This window comes from Candidatus Pelagisphaera phototrophica, from assembly GCF_014529625.1.
Classification (GTDB): domain Bacteria; phylum Verrucomicrobiota; class Verrucomicrobiia; order Opitutales; family Opitutaceae; genus Pelagisphaera; species Pelagisphaera phototrophica.
In genome coordinates this window covers 1,350,688-1,367,114 of record NZ_CP076039.1, presented here as the reverse complement: position 1 = coordinate 1,367,114, position 16,427 = coordinate 1,350,688, and the positions used below count along the sequence as shown (strand labels likewise).

At 48.2% G+C, this 16,427-nt stretch carries 12 protein-coding genes; 7 read left to right on the top strand and 5 right to left on the bottom strand.

What is annotated here, in order from left to right:
- Positions 1-21 precede the first annotated feature (21 nt).
- From fliD to mobA, 3 genes are all read right to left on the bottom strand, one after another.
- The gene (fliD, locus tag GA004_RS05920) at positions 22-1,746 is read right to left on the bottom strand and encodes a flagellar filament capping protein FliD (RefSeq protein ID WP_283396388.1); all 1,725 of its coding nucleotides are present in this window, start codon (positions 1,744-1,746) and stop codon (positions 22-24) included.
- Between the two features lie 330 nt (positions 1,747-2,076).
- Positions 2,077-2,580: an MOSC domain-containing protein gene (locus GA004_RS05915; RefSeq protein WP_283396387.1), complete on the bottom strand. Its 504-nt coding sequence runs from the start codon at positions 2,578-2,580 to the stop codon at positions 2,077-2,079.
- The gene (mobA, locus tag GA004_RS05910) at positions 2,581-3,180 is read right to left on the bottom strand and encodes a molybdenum cofactor guanylyltransferase (protein WP_283396386.1); all 600 of its coding nucleotides are present in this window, start codon (positions 3,178-3,180) and stop codon (positions 2,581-2,583) included. It lies immediately after the preceding gene.
- A 765-nt stretch (positions 3,181-3,945) separates the two neighbouring features.
- Between mobA and GA004_RS05905 the strand changes: the two genes are divergently transcribed.
- The 3 genes from GA004_RS05905 to GA004_RS05895 all read left to right on the top strand — a co-directional run bounded on the left by GA004_RS05905 (position 3,946) and on the right by GA004_RS05895 (position 8,441).
- Positions 3,946-4,758, top strand: coding sequence for a flagellin (locus tag GA004_RS05905; protein WP_283396385.1), 813 nt, complete (start codon positions 3,946-3,948; stop codon positions 4,756-4,758).
- 683 nt (positions 4,759-5,441) lie between these two features.
- A complete protein-coding gene (locus tag GA004_RS05900) occupies positions 5,442-6,251 on the top strand; it encodes a flagellin (protein WP_283396384.1) in 810 nt (269 codons plus the stop codon).
- 183 nt (positions 6,252-6,434) lie between these two features.
- Positions 6,435-8,441, top strand: coding sequence for a hypothetical protein (locus GA004_RS05895; RefSeq protein ID WP_283396383.1), 2,007 nt, complete (start codon positions 6,435-6,437; stop codon positions 8,439-8,441).
- 4 nt (positions 8,442-8,445) lie between these two features.
- Here the strand turns inward: GA004_RS05895 and GA004_RS05890 are convergent, their stop codons facing one another.
- Together GA004_RS05890 and GA004_RS05885 are read right to left on the bottom strand one after the other, a co-directional pair.
- Positions 8,446-9,840, bottom strand: coding sequence for a PDZ domain-containing protein (locus GA004_RS05890; RefSeq protein ID WP_283396382.1), 1,395 nt, complete (start codon positions 9,838-9,840; stop codon positions 8,446-8,448).
- Positions 9,841-9,850: 10 nt separating this feature from the next.
- Positions 9,851-11,212 (bottom strand): trypsin-like peptidase domain-containing protein, encoded by a 1,362-nt coding sequence (locus tag GA004_RS05885; RefSeq protein WP_283396381.1) that lies wholly within the window; start codon positions 11,210-11,212, stop codon positions 9,851-9,853.
- Positions 11,213-11,244: 32 nt separating this feature from the next.
- On the opposite strand from GA004_RS05885, the gene leuS reads away from it, so the two are divergent.
- The 4 genes from leuS to GA004_RS05865 all read left to right on the top strand — a co-directional run bounded on the left by leuS (position 11,245) and on the right by GA004_RS05865 (position 16,423).
- Positions 11,245-13,815 (top strand): leucine--tRNA ligase, encoded by a 2,571-nt coding sequence (gene leuS, locus GA004_RS05880; RefSeq protein WP_283396380.1) that lies wholly within the window; start codon positions 11,245-11,247, stop codon positions 13,813-13,815.
- Positions 13,816-13,850: 35 nt separating this feature from the next.
- Positions 13,851-14,690 (top strand): LpxI family protein, encoded by an 840-nt coding sequence (locus GA004_RS05875; protein ID WP_283396379.1) that lies wholly within the window; start codon positions 13,851-13,853, stop codon positions 14,688-14,690.
- A 108-nt stretch (positions 14,691-14,798) separates the two neighbouring features.
- The gene (locus tag GA004_RS05870) at positions 14,799-15,257 is read left to right on the top strand and encodes a bifunctional nuclease family protein (protein WP_283396378.1); all 459 of its coding nucleotides are present in this window, start codon (positions 14,799-14,801) and stop codon (positions 15,255-15,257) included.
- A 119-nt stretch (positions 15,258-15,376) separates the two neighbouring features.
- Positions 15,377-16,423 (top strand): tRNA-dihydrouridine synthase family protein, encoded by a 1,047-nt coding sequence (locus tag GA004_RS05865; protein WP_283396377.1) that lies wholly within the window; start codon positions 15,377-15,379, stop codon positions 16,421-16,423.
- The last annotated feature ends 4 nt before the right edge of the window (positions 16,424-16,427 follow it).

The following is a 16,427-nucleotide window of genomic DNA, read 5'->3' as shown; positions in this document are numbered from 1 at the left end:
TGTGGGAAAGAAACAATTTCATTACAACGATAAGCCCGAAAGGGCGTTTGATTGTTGTTGTATGTTAGCTTGTGCCTCTTCCATGGCAATAAAACTGGCTTCCAATGCCGCTCTTGTAAACTCTAGACGACGCTCCATGTCTTCGATTTTGTCGTCAATCTCCTTATTTTGATACGTAAACGTCGCGATCTGAGTATCCAAAATTCCGTTGTCAATCGTGTAATTGTCTATGAACGACACCATTCGAGACGAAAATGACTCTTCCGTATCTCCGTCATTGTCGATGTCGCCAGTAAAAAAGCTTTCCAGCTGCCCTATATTGGCGGAGAGCGCCGCTTCTAGGTCAACAGAATCTTTAACTTCTAGCTTCGAAGTGCCACTAATAAAGTCGATCCCCATATGCTCCAATCGAAATACGTCTCCACCAAGACCTTCAATCTGGCGAAACGCCAACGAGCGCAATTTCGTGTCGAGGCCATAAACTTCACGGTTTCCCGCCAGGTCACCTCGCGTGACTTCCGTTCCATCTACTGTAATTTTAGTCTGCTCGAGAATATAGTCCTGCACGTCGTTGTAGGCAGAGATGAAGGTATTAATTTGCTCGCTCAGCTTTTCCGAATCGCGACTGATTCCAATCGTCCGGGTTCCCGTTTCCGAAGCTGTGATTGTAAGCCCCGTGATACCGTGATCGTTTTCAGAAATCGTATTCGATCGGCTAGAGATTGTCGCCCCGCCATCTATCGAGAATTGCAAGTCTTGACCTACTGAGGCGGAGCCATCAAGTCCTAAAGCCGCCATTACTCCGTTGCCGCTGTCGATTACCGGTATTCCCAGGGCTCCAGTTTCCCTGTTCACAATGCGAAACTGATCAGCTGCCGAGTCGTAGGTCATAGTGACGTTAGCACTGGACTCGTTTATTCGAGACATCAACGTGCTCATGCTTTCGGAATCTGCGTCAAAAGATATGGCGACCCCATTTATGGTAATCGTGCCAGAACCCGTAATCGGAGATCCACTACTGATGCCGCTAGTCGCGACCGAACTATTCAAGTCTACCACACCAAGAGATCCTGTACTGGTGAGTGAGGTCGAACCTCCTCCAGCATTGACGACCTCGATTTGATCCAGTTTGAGGGCTGATAGAAAGTTGCTAGAGTCGGAATCGCCGCCCAGTTCCAATTCCCCAGACGAACTAGTTAGGGTAACCTTATCTACGATGCTATTATAGGAAGCCGAGACCACACCGCTCGTGGCGATCGAAATACCGTCAAACACGTCTTGGAGGGTATCTGTTTCCTGAATCGTGATCTCCTGCCCGTTTATGAAAAAAGTGCCTTCCGTAATAGCAGTCGCGAGATTCAGGTTGGAGATTACCGTGTTGGCATCGCCGATCGTTCCACCAATGTCAGACAACCCTGTCCTTTTGGAGGTCGAAGCGAGCTGAGTGACACTAACTTCATAGGTTCCCTCGGATGCGGATGTCCCGGCGCTCGCCGAAATACCAAGCGCGTCATCGGAATAGGTAGTCGTTTTGGAATTGAAAAGTGCGTTATCGCTGAATTTCCCAACCGTCGCGTTGAGGGCATCAAGCTTAGTTCCCAAGAGCTCTAGAGCGTCCCGTTTGTCATTATTTTCGGTTTGCTCCGTCCTCAGCCGAGCTTGAGGGATACGTTCAGCTGCCATCAATTGCTCAATCATGGATTGCCAATCAAAACCGCTCGCTAAACCTGCTAATTGAAACTGCATTCGTTACCCTACCAAGACTATCTTTGCTTCGACCGGGGAGTGAGTAACTTTAGCAAGATTTCAAAGATTGACCCAAAATACTCTATCTACAATGAGCACTTCAATCTATGAAACCGAAGTCCTGTCGCGAAAACCTTTATTATAAAACAAGCTGCCTGATTGTGCTCGCGATCAGGCGACCACAAAACTCCATCGACTAGAAACCGGTCGATCAGAATACCCGACTGCCCCAAGTTATCTTATAATAGGGTCCACACTTCGCCAGGGGTAGACGGGCTCGGCCCTTCAAAGTTAACCGCCTCTCCATCAAGTATCACATTAGCATTCATATTAGCCATTTGTGATTCCTTGCAATTCGACAGGACCTACACGCAACGTTCCTGGCTCCAAAATGCGGCAACGAAGGCCGCCTCGACCTTGCATAAGAGTCTCCGCTCCCCGACCAAGCACTTCATTCATCCAATAGCAGGGTGCACACTCTTCGACTCCCTCGAAGACTACCTCCCCTATCTTAAAGCTCTTACCAATCCATTGCATTAGTTCGGCTCCCTCAATAAGAATATTGCGACGCAATTGCGATATATCAAAATCTTTTAGACCCAGTGAGGCTTCAAGCTGCTTTGCTTCATTAACGTCAAAGAATGTCACTTGCCCCTTGAAGTTCTCCTTATAATCAAGAAACCGGTCGCCCACTAGTCCCCTTCCTGCCAAACATTCTACCGAGTTCACTGATTCGCTGCCATGGTTCAAGCGACTCTTCCCATGCCTACCCTTGAAGTCGTGTCCCGGGGAAATGAAAATACCTAGTATACTAGTTTTCGTAAAAGACGACATCTACACGGACTCTTTCGCTAATTGTTCCTTCGCTAAATCCAGGTCTTCAGGCGTATTTACACTCGCAAGTAACTGGGGACTTTTACAGTAAATATGCTCAACTTCTGCTCTTTCAAGATACTGCCTTAAGCTGCAAATCCCATCGTGCGAAAGCTGCTCGAGTTCCTTCAATGAATCTGGCTCGTACACCGCCAATAACGGCTCTGGCCTCCCATCTTGCCCGATGAAGCAACTCGCTCTCTTTTCAGGGTTTCTTTGACAGAGCAATTTCAATACAAGAGAAGCATCGACCAGTGGCATGTCGCACGCGAATACTAAAACCGGAAGATTACCGGCAAATCGCAATCCAGCGATAACTCCAGACATCGGCCCCTCCACCCCGTCGACATCTGATACAAATGGCGGGGCCCATGAACTTCTTCTTTCATAGCGTTGGTCTGCCCGACCCGAGATCGCAATCGTGGAACAAAAGGTGTTTAGTACGGCTAAAGTATAGTCAAGCTGGCTAAAATTTCCATGAAACGTGAGTGCCGCCTTATCCCTACCCATTCTACTGCCTGTTCCTCCAGCCAATGCTAAGCCCAGAATATTGCTTTTCATAAACCAACAGCCTAACTAATTGGAGACAGATGCAAGCATCTTAGCGGTTGGTTCGAATCTGAACTGAGTAGGGAATACCGTAAATCAGACGGCTTGAAGAGGTCGCCAATCTAGGGCTCAATAGAGGATGTCCTACATGACTAAGTAATCTTCTGCCGAAATTACGCCCTTTACACTAAAGTTATCTGTGGAGGACCGATACTTGTTGCCATAACCTACCGCCATTACCCGTGCGGCTGACACGATTTAACATAGCCCGTCGCGAACTAGTGGAAATCGCTTCAGAAAAGATCGTTATTTTTCCGCCTTTCCGACGAACTAAACTGATTAGGATGAACGCAAAAAGGGATCAAATGGAGTATTTTACCCACCGCCATCTGAGTACTATCCTTCAAATTACTAAACGCAACATCGCACCGTTCGATAAACACCACTGAGCATTCCCACGCATGTAATTCTTAGAGTATCCAACTACCCAAACAGAGGAAACAACCAATTAAATAGTAGAAAATACCGATTCAGACAGTTCCATCCGGACTTAAAATCGCTAAACGAAACCATTCCTATTTCCCGTATTAAACTAACAATACAACCTAAAGCGTATCTATGATTGATACCAATTGTAAAACTTTAATGCCGATTTAAAACAAACCTCACAATATCGGCTAGAATTTCTTCCACCAACGGAAGGAGAGCGTTGTCTGGCGCTATTAATCAGGCACGCTGTAGCAAGGATGCCACAGCTTTAGTCAAGGATGATATAATATGTCAGTTACAATAAACACAAACTCCGCGGCTACAATCGCGAAGAATAACCTCAATAACAGCAACACTATGCTGCAGAAAAGCTTGAACCGCTTGTCTAGCGGTTTGAGGATTACCGCCCCGTCCGACGACGCCGGTGGACTCGCTGTATCTATGAAGTTGTCAGCCGCTATCAAGCGGACCGACGCGGTCAACACCAACCTCATGAATGCGCAGTCCTTCCTGCAGACTCAGGACGGTGCATTCCAGATCGCAGGTAAGGTTCTCGACCGCATGTCAGAACTGAAGACACTTGCTGCGGACGTCACCAAGAACGCGACGGACGTTGCCAACTACGACACTGAATTCGACGCCCTAAAGTCGCAGCTCACTGCGATTGGAGGTGAAACCTTCAATGGAGTATCTCTCTTCAGTTCAGGCTCTTCAGCTACTACGTTATCTGTAGCAACAACTGAAAGTGGCGGATCTTCAGTAACTATCAATCAAGCGGCATTGGGCAATGCGGTGACAAATGCTACTTCGGCTACCGACTTGGCAGACGTTTCACTCGCACAGATCACAACCGCCATTGAGAACGTTGCGACGCTTCGCGCTCAAAATGGCGCCCAATCAAGTCAGTTGTCATTCGCTTCTGACATGTTGACCGTCAATAAACAGAATCTGGAAGCAGCAAACAGCCGCATTATCGATGTGGACGTTGCCACCGAATCGACTCAGTTGGCTCGTGCCAACATCCTCGTACAGGCAGGTTCGGCCATGCTTGGTCAAGCAAACGCTTCGAGTGCCATCGCTCTTCGTTTGCTCGGACAATAACTCGTTATCCTCCCTTCACCAAGTGGCTCTCCTCATTCAGGGGAGCCACTTTTTGTTTTAAGAGTTCTGGCTTGAATCGGAGAACTGCCTCAAAGCGTCCTCGCAATTCGAAAAGCAACCCCCAGCTACGTGCACCTCGCTAAGGGACTCGGATAGTGAATTACCTATTCCGTCCATTCACTCAACCGTCCAGTTATTCAACCAAAGCGCGTTAGAACTTCCAACCTGAACCTCTGAATACAACAAGTCTTCTTTCATTCCACAAAATTGACTCAGTAGCCCAACTCACCTAATGCTCCATTCATGAGTAATCTACCCCATAGAGACTAGACAATACCCATTAGAGCTTGAGGATTTTGAAATCCGTTTCGCAAAAACCAATCGTCGAAGCGGCAGAAACAGATTGGGGATCACTACTCAGGTTCAAATAAGTACTCTCCTTCAAATCGCTAAAAGACTCGAGAGCGATAGACGAGAGTGTAAATCCAAATCGCAAACCCCGAGTTGGAGTCTAAGGATGAAACCTGGTTGTAAATTCATAGAAAATTTTTGTCGGTCAAAGGAAAAGCTCCTAACGATCTGCACCTCACTTTCTTTCATCAACGAAAGATAAGCGCTGTCTGACGCTTCTATTCAGACTCCCGGCGGCAAGGATGCCGCATTCAAAATCAAGGACGTAAAAAATGTCAGTTACAATAAACACAAACTCCGCGGCTACAATCGCGAAGAACAACCTCAATAACAGCAACACTATGCTGCAGAAAAGCTTGAACCGCTTGTCTAGCGGTTTGAGGATTACCGCCCCGTCTGACGACGCTGGTGGACTCGCTGTATCTATGAAGTTGTCAGCCGCTATCAAGCGGACCGACGCGGTCAACACCAACCTCATGAATGCGCAGTCCTTCCTGCAGACTCAGGACGGTGCATTCCAGATCGCAGGCAAGGTTCTCGACCGCATGTCAGAACTGAAGACACTGTCTGCGGACGTCACCAAGAACGCGACGGACGTTGCCAACTACGACACTGAATTCGACGCCCTAAAGTCGCAGCTCACTGCGATTGAAGGTGAAACCTTCAATGGAGTATCTCTCTTCACTTCAGGCTCTTCAGCTAATACGTTATCTGTAGCAACAACTGAAAGTGGCGGAACTTCAGTGAGTATCAATCAAGCGGCATTGGGCAATGCGGTGACAAACGCTTCTTCGGCTACCGACTTGGCAGACGTTTCACTTGCACAGATCACAACCGCCATTGAGAACGTTGCGACGCTTCGCGCTCAAAATGGTGCCCAATCAAGTCAGCTGTCATTCGCTTCTGACATGTTGACCGTCAATAAACAGAATCTGGAAGCAGCAAACAGCCGCATCATCGATGTGGACGTTGCTACCGAATCGACTCAGTTGGCTCGCGCCAACATTCTCGTACAAGCAGGTTCGGCCATGCTTGATCAGGCAAACGCTTCGAGTGCTATCGCTCTTCTTTTGCTCGAATAACCGCAAGTCAATTTATTTACATCAGTGGCTCTTCCAAGGGGAGAGCCACTTTTTTGATATTAGGATTCCGCACTAGAGAAAAGAAATAGCATTGTAAAAAAAGAGCGCTTATCGAACACCTGTCTAAACCGATCCTCCAATAAGTCCGATTCGCTAATTTGAGTAGTTTAGACTCACATCAAGATGGCTGAAAATACTCAAGAATCTGCTTTTATCGCACCTGAAAACCTTATATCAAGATCCGAAGAGCTTGATCGCTTTGCCTCTTTGCTGCCCCTCGAGGAATTCGGAGTGTACGCAACCCGGATAATAAATCTTTGGGGTGAGAAGCAAGTTGGAAAATCAACTTTCCTGATGGCCCTTCGCGAGTCCAGTTTCATGGAGCGGAAGAAAATTGTCTGGATCTCGCCCAAATACGAGACCTCGATAGACAACCCTCAAGAATTCATATCCGCCTGCAGCCAAGAGGTCCGATTTCCAAATAACCCTCAAAGAGGGGTATCCCTCGCTCAAAGACTTGAGGATGCCCAGAAAGGGAAAGTCGACCCAATCCTTTCAGACGACTCTCTTTTAATAACGCGGTCTTCAATTGCCACCAAAAAGCAGCCTTACGTAAACGCCGCTGCCGCTGCATCCGTTGGCCGCACCTCTTTTTTGAAAGAGGACATGGATGTTTCTGTCGGATTCGGAAACAACCGGGCAGGTAATCAAGCAGAGGCATTTTTAGATGCACTCCCCCTTCAATCAATGGGAACAGATCTCATTGTGCTCCACCTTTCGGATCCCACTACGGTATCCGGTTCGGTTCGAGAGTGGTTCAGAAACTACGTCGTCCCAGCCGCAACGAAAGGTCCCTACCGGCGCAATCTCGTGGTAATCGTAGAATCTTCAGAGCCCTTCTATCTTCAAGACCCAGAGGAATCATGGGGAGAATGGGATGAATTCGTCGTCGATTTCGAACTACATCCCGCTAGCATTGAATCTGTAATTTCGTTCGCTCATCGCGAAAATCTATCGCAAGAAGATTCTCGATTCGTATTCGTTCGCAGCTTGGGATATCCTGCAGCTGCGGTGCAGGCTATCGATCGGTTGAAGAGCGATTATAGGGATGTCTCCTGCCGAGATACTGCTGAAGCAATAATCTCCCGATTGACCGAAGATGAAAAAGCGAAGCTCGCTATCTGTTCGTTGCCTGACACTATTCATACTGAAGAATTTGACGCGATTGTCGGTCCAGCGAATTCTCGCGAGACAATTCACTGGCTCACCTCCATAAGTGATATTCCACTACAAGTAATGGAGGAAGGGGAAAGCTATTCACTTCCGGACGAATTTCGACTTAAGGCAATAAGTTCCATAAGCGAAAGTTCTGAATTCAGATCCGCCGAAAGCAGATGGCTTCCTTATGCCCGCCTGCTCAGAAACGCACCAAATTTGTCCGACCGGTCGAAGCTCTACTACGTTGCAGGATTGAAATGGATTGATGGCGATCGATACAAAGATCTTTTCGAAGAAAGAGCTGAAGATATATCCAATTTTATTGAGGCAAACGGCAACCTTTTTGCGAAACGGAAAAAATACGCCCATACCTCCAAACGAATCCAAAGTGACCTCTTGGCGACAGCAAAAAACCTCAGACACAGGGGTGTTGAGGTTACCAAACCCCGAGTTGAGTTTATCTGGAGGCAGCGTCAGGAATCGCTCGGTGAAAGGATTGAGGACCTGGAGAAATCGTTGAAGTTAGTGCAAGAACGCTTGCAGGATCTTCAAACAAGGTACTCCCAGGTTAGTATTTTGCTGAAACGATTTCAGGCTAATGGGACACCGGTTCCCAGCACGCCCGCCAAGGGTCTCGAGAAAGGGAAAAACGGTATCTATATGAGCTTGCTCATATCGTTTTTCTTTATTGCAGCGATATACGGGACCTCCCAAGAGCCACCTCTCAACGTTATTGGATTTCTGGGAGCCTTTGCATCTATCGTGGTCTCTCTTTTCCTTATCCCTGGATGGCAACTACAACGAGCTGCGAAAGAATCGGTCAAACGATCAATGGTTAAGAACTCTCCGGAATACCTACGTAAAGAAAACGCTGACCTCATCCAACAGATCCAGGAGAACGAGTCAGCATACGATGAGTTGAGGCGTGAAATAACGATCGCCAAGAAAGAATTGTATTTTGAATACGTATAGATCCCTAATCTAGAGTGATTCTAAGCACAGAGGTTTCCGCCCCTCGCGCAACGAGCATGACAAAATCGTTTTTGCTGTCGTTGGACTCCAATTCTTCCATCATCGAGACAGCTTGATCGAAGTCACGAATCGCCACTCCATCAATCTCCTTTATCAAATCCCCGTTTTGTGACCCACCGGTTTGGGCATTGCTGTTAGGTTTAACGAAGCTGACGATCACTCCTGGGATTTCGTCTAGTTCAAGATCTAGCTTCAAGGAAACGTTATCGTAGACAACAAACTCGCGAATCGTTAATCCTGTATCTTCAAAATACTTCCTGTCAGCTTGCCGCACAGGTTTGGGGGATTGTTCTAGCGGCACTTCGATTTCAATTAGTTTTCCACCTCGTGAAATACCAAGCAACATTGAATCTCCAATCCCCTTCCCAGCGATTTGCTGCTCGAAATCCGCTACAACAACTCGACGGGGCGTGTAGCGTTTGAGTGGTTTTCCATCAACCGAAAGCACCATGTCTCGCTCCACTAAACCGGCCTTCGCAGCCGGGCTTCCTTTTAGAATCTGACTAATCGAAATTGCTGCCTGGTCCCCAAGCCCCATCAGTTCTGCAACCTCATCATCTATCGTTTGCAATCCGACTACACCGAGCCAGGTCATGTCATTGATATCCGGTGATTCAGGAATGTTTCCGAGAGATTTGACTAATTCCGAAGCCACATAGAAAACCGTAGTCTGGTCCGGTTTACGGAGGTAGGCTTGATATCGACGCCCCTCTATTGTCAAATATCGCTCCATATTCAAGGCGCTGCTTCCCCAACCCACAAGTGATCCATCGTTGGCAAACAACAAAGATCCTGGGCTAGTGATTTCGCTAGTAGCAAATCCAACCGTTTCTGGAAGCTTTTGAATGGTTGAAACCTCAGCCCTCATAAAATAGGGAGCGAAGTCCATATCCTTCATCGCTACACCAATTCCCCACAATGGCTGGCCCGTTTTGAGTTCTACGAGTGAATAGTCCGTGATGGGCTTAAGTTTGTCGCGAATTGCTTCTTCCGCCTGAACGTAATGCCAGCCATGCTCCCGGTCGCTACCTAAATAAGTCGCATCATGGGAGTCAGACTCGCCTAAACGGTAGATTTTAAATTCCTTTAGCTTATCGACTGGGACCCAACTCGGTACCGCAGAAGCCGATAGCTGAATAACTCCATTGGAATCAATTACGATTCCGTTAACACTGGTAGGCCTTCGGTCAATTTCCGTTTCAACAAAAAACTCAACCACCAGAATTGAGGCCGACCGTTCATCAAAAAGTTCTTCCACGGCGGGAGCACTGAAACTTTTCGAGAGGCAAAGGCTGACATATCCCCAAGCCACGATCCTCTGAATAATTCGTTTTGTCATAAAAAAACTCTTACGGTTTGATCACTTTGTAAGACACCGTACGGTTTCTTTGTGTCTCCATCAGAAGCGCATCCGGATTCGAATCAAAGTTTTCGTAAATCTCCTTCAATTCCTCCAGTCCTACCAGTTCTGATTGATTTACCTTCGAGATCACATCCCCTCTTCGCAATCCCGCTTTTTCTGCGGGAAAGGCAGATTGTGTCCCTATAACGACTACTCCAACGTCTGACTCAAGTTGCAATTCCCGGGCAAAAGTTCTCGAAACCTCCCGAACGGTTAGGCCCCATTTTGCGAAAGCCCATTCCCCACCTACTCGGCTCTCCAGTCTCTCCGTCTCCACACTCAGTGAAAGCGTACTATCTCCTCTTTTCAATTCGAAGGTCAGCGTCGATTCAATAGGATAACTGGCAATCAAATTGCGAATCAGAGGGATCTGTTCCGGAAATCGCCCATCGAGTTTTCTTCCATCGATGGACAGTACGATATCACTAGCCCGAATTCCCGCCAACGCCGCGGGAGATCCAGGATCGACACTGTTAATCAACATTCCTTGATTCGCTTCCAAAGAATAAAACCCTTCCATGTCCTGTAAGAAACCGGGCGAGAGTCCGATGTAACTGCGTTCAACTTCGCCTTGTTCTTCCAATGCCTCCATCACCTGGCGGGCCGTCTTTTCAGGAATAGCAAAGCCAAGATTGTCAGCACCTAAGTACGTTCGTGTGTTTATTCCCACGACACGACCAGCAGAATCGACAAGGGGACCACCACTATTACCCGGATTGATGGCCGCGTCCGTTTGCAGCCAGGTATTGAAGAATCCTGTCTCGTAGCCCTGAATCCCAGATGGATCGTGGTAGTAGCGTTCCTTGTTGGAAATAATTCCTTTGGTCACGGTTCTTGACAATCCATGGGGGGTACCCACCGCATAAACCGTTTGACCAGGTTTCAGGCTGTCGGAGCGACCAAACCGAGCAACCGAAAACCCGAGTTTCCGTTCCTCAATATCTCGCATATCTAGTCGCAACAGTGCCAAGTCGGTCCAGTGGTCCCAGCCCAGCAATTCCGCCCTTACTCGCTCCAAGCTGGCCAGCGTCACCCAAATATCAACCGCCTGAGGACTAACCACATGAGCGTTCGTCATCACCAGTCCATCCCTAGACATGATGACTCCCGAACCCACTCCCGAGACCAATCGCGCTGAGCCACCTGCGAAAGTGGTTTCCCGAACATCGATTCGAACTACCGCTTGCAAGAGACGATCAAACGAGCTTCCTGCACGGGCAAACGAAGAATCTAAGGAGAGAGAAATCACAAGGAAACCTAGACCCACAATGAGTTTACCTCTTTTAAGCATGATTGACGGGGATAGCATTTTCACCAACATATCGTCCTTTTCCCAAGAAAATGGCCTCAAACAGCCCAGAATACAACTTTTCCGAGATCGAGTCTAACTGGCAGCAATACTGGGAAGACCGCAAGACCTTTGCGACGTCAAGCAAGACAAGTAAGGAGAAGTACTACGTCCTTTCCATGTTTCCCTACCCATCTGGGACCGGACTTCATATCGGTCATCCTCTCGGATACACCGGTGCAGATATCCTCGCGCGCTACCAACGGGCCCGAGGAAAAAACGTTCTCCATCCGATCGGCTGGGATGCATTTGGTCTGCCAACCGAGCAATACGCCATTAAAACGGGCCGCCATCCGCGCCAGACTTCAATTGAGCGAATCGCTCATTTTCGAAATCAGCTCAGATCGGTTGGATTTTCCTACGACTACGACCGTGAAGTAGATACAACGGATTCAAACTACTATCGTTGGACCCAGTTCATTTTCCTACAGCTCTTTAAACGTGGTCTCGCCTACGTGGACAAACGCCCGGTCTGGTGGTGCGAGGAACTGAAAACGGTTCTTGCAAATGAAGAAGTCATCGACGGCAGGTCAGAGCGGGGCAACTATCCAGTGGTCCGACGCAGCCTTCGCCAATGGGTCCTTCGAATTACCGCCTACGCCGAACGGCTTTTAGAAGATCTCAAAGACATTAACTGGCCAGAATCCACAAAAAAAATGCAACTGGAGTGGATCGGCAAGTCCGTCGGCGCCACGGCTTGTTTCGCTCTCGACGGTTTTGACGAGACTATTGAAATTTACACCACTCGGCCTGACACGCTTTTGGGAGCCACCTACATGGTACTGTCCCCAGAACATCCCCTCGTGCCAAAAATTACTTCTGAAGACAATCGTGACGCGGTCTCGAAGTACATTGAATCTGCCGCTGCGAAAAGCGATTTGGAACGGACGGATCTCGCCAAGGATAAAACCGGGGTTTTTACGGGCTCCTTCGCCCTTCATCCGCTGACCGGTGACAAAATTCCAGTCTGGATAGCCGACTACGTCCTCATTAGCTACGGAACCGGCGCCATCATGGCAGTTCCTGCCCACGATACTCGAGACTTCGAGTTCGCCGAGCAATTCAATCTTCCTATCGTACAAGTGATCAAAGGAGATGGGACCGAGTCCCTCCCCTACATCGGTGATGGTACCCTCATTAATTCAGATGAATACAATGGTCTTTCCTGGCAGGAGGCAAAAAAGAAAATTACGACCAAGCTAAAGGAAGCAGGTTCCGGAGAGGAGAGTACACAGTACAAGCTGCGCGACTGGCTCTTTTCTAGACAGCGATACTGGGGCGAGCCTTTCCCGGTCGCTTGGGTTTCTAGAGAGGACTACGACAAAGCCGTTGAAAGTGGAGATCTGGCGGATTGGCTCCCCAAAGAGCCGGTTGCCTACACCGATGAGTCCGGCACGCTTTACGCGCTTCCCGTGCCACCAAAGTCACTTCCTCTCGAACTCCCAAATGTCGAGTCCTACGAACCGGCAGGCACAGGCGAAAGCCCACTAAAAAAGGCCGATGACTGGATGGAAATCTGGTATCAATTTGAAACAGGCGAATTCCTTCCCGCACGCCAAGAAAAACCGGAGGGAGAAAAATGGATACGTGCCTCGCGAGAAACCAATACGATGCCGCAATGGGCTGGATCTTGCTGGTATTATCTTCGCTACATGGATCCGAAGAATTCCACCCAGCTCGCATCAAAGGAGGCCCTGGAATACTGGAAAACTCCCGATATGTATATCGGTGGATCAGAGCATGCCGTTCTACACCTACTGTATTCACGTTTTTGGCATAAAGTGCTGTTCGATGAAGGACTTGTCCCCAACAAAGAGCCTTTCTCCCATCTCTTCCACCAGGGGATGCTTCTGGGTGAAGACGGGAAAAAAATATCCAAAAGCGCTGGCAATGGTATCGATCCCGTCGAAGTCGTCAATCAGTACGGAGCGGATACGCTACGTCTCTACTTGATGTTTCTGGGCCCTCTAGAAGCGCGTAAGCCTTGGAATTCAAAGGGGATTGGGGGCATTAACCGTTTTCTTAACAAAACCTGGAGAGAGATTGTTGGAAGAGATGGCAATTTGAGCCCAAAGATCAGAGACGATCATCAGGAAAGCGAGGAAACCGAAATCCTCCTCAACCAGACGATAGAAAAAGTCAGCCAAGACTTGGACAAACTCAGTTTCAATACGGCCATTTCCCAATTGATGATCCTTATCAATCATCTGCATGCGTCGGATGCCTTTCGCCTAACGACCGCCAAAAAATTCGTTCAACTTCTAGCTCCGATGGCTCCACATATCAGTGAAGAATTATGGAGTCGGTTGGGAGAGTCGCATTCAGTCGCCTGGGGTCCATGGCCCGATGTTGACAACTCAAAACTGGTAAGTGACGAAGTGAAGATCGTTTTTCAGGTCAATGGCAAGTTTCGCGGACAATCACTGATACCTAAATCCTCAACCGAAGAGGACGTTCTCGCGATCGCAAAGAAGGAGCCTCGGGTAATCGCTCAGATTGAGGGGAAAACCATTCGGAAGGTTGTTTTCGTACCGGGCAAAATTCTCAATATCGTAGCGAACTAACCACGCAACGGGACTATTGCGTCCTATTAATCCAAATGCTTTCCCATTTTCTTCCTTGCGACTTCGATTCTACCAAACCGGTTGGCTTAATAGCCGGACGGGGCAGCTATCCAAAACTCGTTGCGGACCGCGCTAGGGAGCTGGGAGTGCCTATAAGGCTGATCGCATTTGAGGATGAAGCCACCAATGCGCTTTTTGATTCTTTCCCGAAGGAGCACAGAGCTCGAATCAACGTAGGGCAGTTAGGCAAGTGGTTGAAAGCCTTACGCGAGTTCGACTGCCAGTACTCGATAGCTGCAGGCCAAGTAAAACCGGGTAAGTTATTTCGCGATCTTAAACCGGATTTCAAAGCAGCCGCGCTTTTGGTGAAGTTGAAACGCAAGAACGCAGATACTATTTTTGGCGCCATTGCTGAAGAGCTTAACCAGAATGGCCAGACGGCGTTGGATGCTCGAGCATTTCTCGACCAAGACATGGCAAGCGAAGGCCTGATGACGAGGCACTCCGAGAAAATTGAGGATACCTACCTGCGACATGGTATTGAAATAGCTTCAGAAATGGCCCGTCTCGACGTGGGTCAAAGCGTGGTTGTTCGAAAAGGAACGGTAATCGCTGTGGAGGCCTTCGAAGGAACAGACCCCATGATAAAACGGGCCGGCACTTTCAAGACAGACCAGCTCATTTTGGTAAAAACCGTTAAGCCCCAACAGGACTATCGATTCGATGTGCCGATTTTCGGCTCACGTACACTCGATACGATGAAAGAAGCCGGCATCAACACCGCTCTCCTTAAGGCCAATAGCGTGATCATTCTCGACCAAAAAAAAATCATTTCCCAAGCAAAGGCCGCTAAAATCCAACTTATCGGGTTTTAATCGGCTAACGGAAGTTCCCGCTTAATAAAGCAGGGATTTGGGCCGATTGCTCAATTGGATTGTACTATCGAGGCTGAACCGCCAAAATCTGCTCCAATTCCATAAATTATGAGTTCAAGCGTCGTACCTGTTTCCGTAAAAGGGGTTATGCCCACTGTCAACGGATGTGCTGTTTTCCTCGGAAACGATGAGAAAGCGTATGTCATTTACGTTGATCATAGTGTTGGGAACGCGATTTCAATGGCTCTGAATGGCGTGAAAAAAGAGCGCCCGCTAACGCATGATCTCATGAGCAGCATGCTCGTCGGTCTTGAAGCGAAAATCACGAGAATTATCATTAACGACGTACAGGAGAGCACGTTCTTTGCCCGTATTTTCGTCGAAATGGAAAACGAAGTCGCGAAGAAAATCCTCGAACTGGATGCCCGTCCGAGTGATTCGATCGTGCTTTCCTTACAAAACAACGTGCCGATCTTCACAGCCGAAGACGTTTTCAATTCTGTGGATGACATGAGCCCGATACTTGAGCGAGTGCTCAAGGAGCAGGGAGAAGAAAACAAGGACTGAGGTCCGCCCTCTATTAGCCGATACGCCGGGTCTCGGTGCAGCAAAGACAAACTCGAACACCGGGATAACTCGAAGAAGCTTGATCGCTCGATGATTTAGCATCTTTTTCCGCAAAGAGCATGCAAACGGATTTGAAAAGAGCGTTACCGGAAACGATCGTGTCTGGTCAGCCGATCACCGCCCTCGCTCCCATGCAGGATGTCACGACACTGCCTTTTATGTCGGTGATCTCTGAGATTGGTAGTCCGGACTACTTTTTCACCGAGTACTTCCGCGTTCACGTTCAATCCAACCTGGAAAAGCACATTCTCGAATCGATTACAGGAAACCGCACCGGGCGTCCGGTTTTCGCCCAAATGATCGGTGAGCATATTGAACATCTGAAACGAACAACAAAAGATCTGCTCAAACACAATGTGGCGGGTATCGACCTAAATATGGGATGCCCTGCCCCAACCGTTTACAAAAAAAAATGCGGGGGGGGGTTGCTGAAGGAACCCGAAAAGGTAGACCGGATTCTTGGATCTCTCCGCGATGCGATCCCTGGGTTGTTTACCGTGAAAATGCGTATCGGCTTTGAAGATACACAAAACTTTGAAGCTATACTGAATTTAATTAACAAGCACGAGATAGATCTTCTTAGCGTCCACGGTCGCACGGTCAAAGAGAAGTATAGAAGCCATGTTCACTATGACTCTATTAAAACTGCCGTTGAAATCTGTGATTGCCCTGTTCTCGCTAATGGCGACGTTTCTTCCGCGCTAAGGTCCAGAGAAATCCTAAACTACACGGGAGCCGCTGGAGTTATGATCGGTCGTCACGCGATCCGGAATCCATGGATTTTCAGCCAGATTCGCGAGTATGAAACTACCGGTCGGATCCGCCGCATCCCCTTGCAAGAGGTCTTTCTATACGTGCACTCGCTCTACGATGCATTGAAAAAACCTTGGATTACAGATAAAGCTCACGTCAATAAGATGAAAAAGTTTCTAAATTTTATTGGACAAGGAGTAGATCCAGATGGCCAGTTCATCTATCAGGCCAGACGGGCACAAAGCGAAAGGGAACTGTTTGAAATCTCCGATCGGTTTATGCTATCCGGTTCAGAACGCTACTTTGCCGACGAGCCCTACGAAGGCCTAGTGGCACGCCCAAATTGCGAGTAAAACT

Excerpts from the sequence above, each read along its gene's own strand:
- fliD (WP_283396388.1), bottom strand. The coding sequence starts at position 1,746 with ATGCAGTTTCAATTAGCAGGTTTAGCGAGCGGTTTTGATTGGCAATCC.
- GA004_RS05915 (WP_283396387.1), bottom strand. The coding sequence starts at position 2,580 with ATGTCGTCTTTTACGAAAACTAGTATACTAGGTATTTTCATTTCCCCG.
- mobA (WP_283396386.1), bottom strand. The coding sequence starts at position 3,180 with ATGAAAAGCAATATTCTGGGCTTAGCATTGGCTGGAGGAACAGGCAGT.
- GA004_RS05905 (WP_283396385.1), top strand. The coding sequence starts at position 3,946 with ATGTCAGTTACAATAAACACAAACTCCGCGGCTACAATCGCGAAGAAT.
- GA004_RS05900 (WP_283396384.1), top strand. The coding sequence starts at position 5,442 with ATGTCAGTTACAATAAACACAAACTCCGCGGCTACAATCGCGAAGAAC.
- GA004_RS05895 (WP_283396383.1), top strand. The coding sequence starts at position 6,435 with ATGGCTGAAAATACTCAAGAATCTGCTTTTATCGCACCTGAAAACCTT.
- GA004_RS05890 (WP_283396382.1), bottom strand. The coding sequence starts at position 9,840 with ATGACAAAACGAATTATTCAGAGGATCGTGGCTTGGGGATATGTCAGC.
- GA004_RS05885 (WP_283396381.1), bottom strand. The coding sequence starts at position 11,212 with ATGCTATCCCCGTCAATCATGCTTAAAAGAGGTAAACTCATTGTGGGT.
- leuS (WP_283396380.1), top strand. The coding sequence starts at position 11,245 with ATGGCCTCAAACAGCCCAGAATACAACTTTTCCGAGATCGAGTCTAAC.
- GA004_RS05875 (WP_283396379.1), top strand. The coding sequence starts at position 13,851 with ATGCTTTCCCATTTTCTTCCTTGCGACTTCGATTCTACCAAACCGGTT.
- GA004_RS05870 (WP_283396378.1), top strand. The coding sequence starts at position 14,799 with ATGAGTTCAAGCGTCGTACCTGTTTCCGTAAAAGGGGTTATGCCCACT.
- GA004_RS05865 (WP_283396377.1), top strand. The coding sequence starts at position 15,377 with ATGCAAACGGATTTGAAAAGAGCGTTACCGGAAACGATCGTGTCTGGT.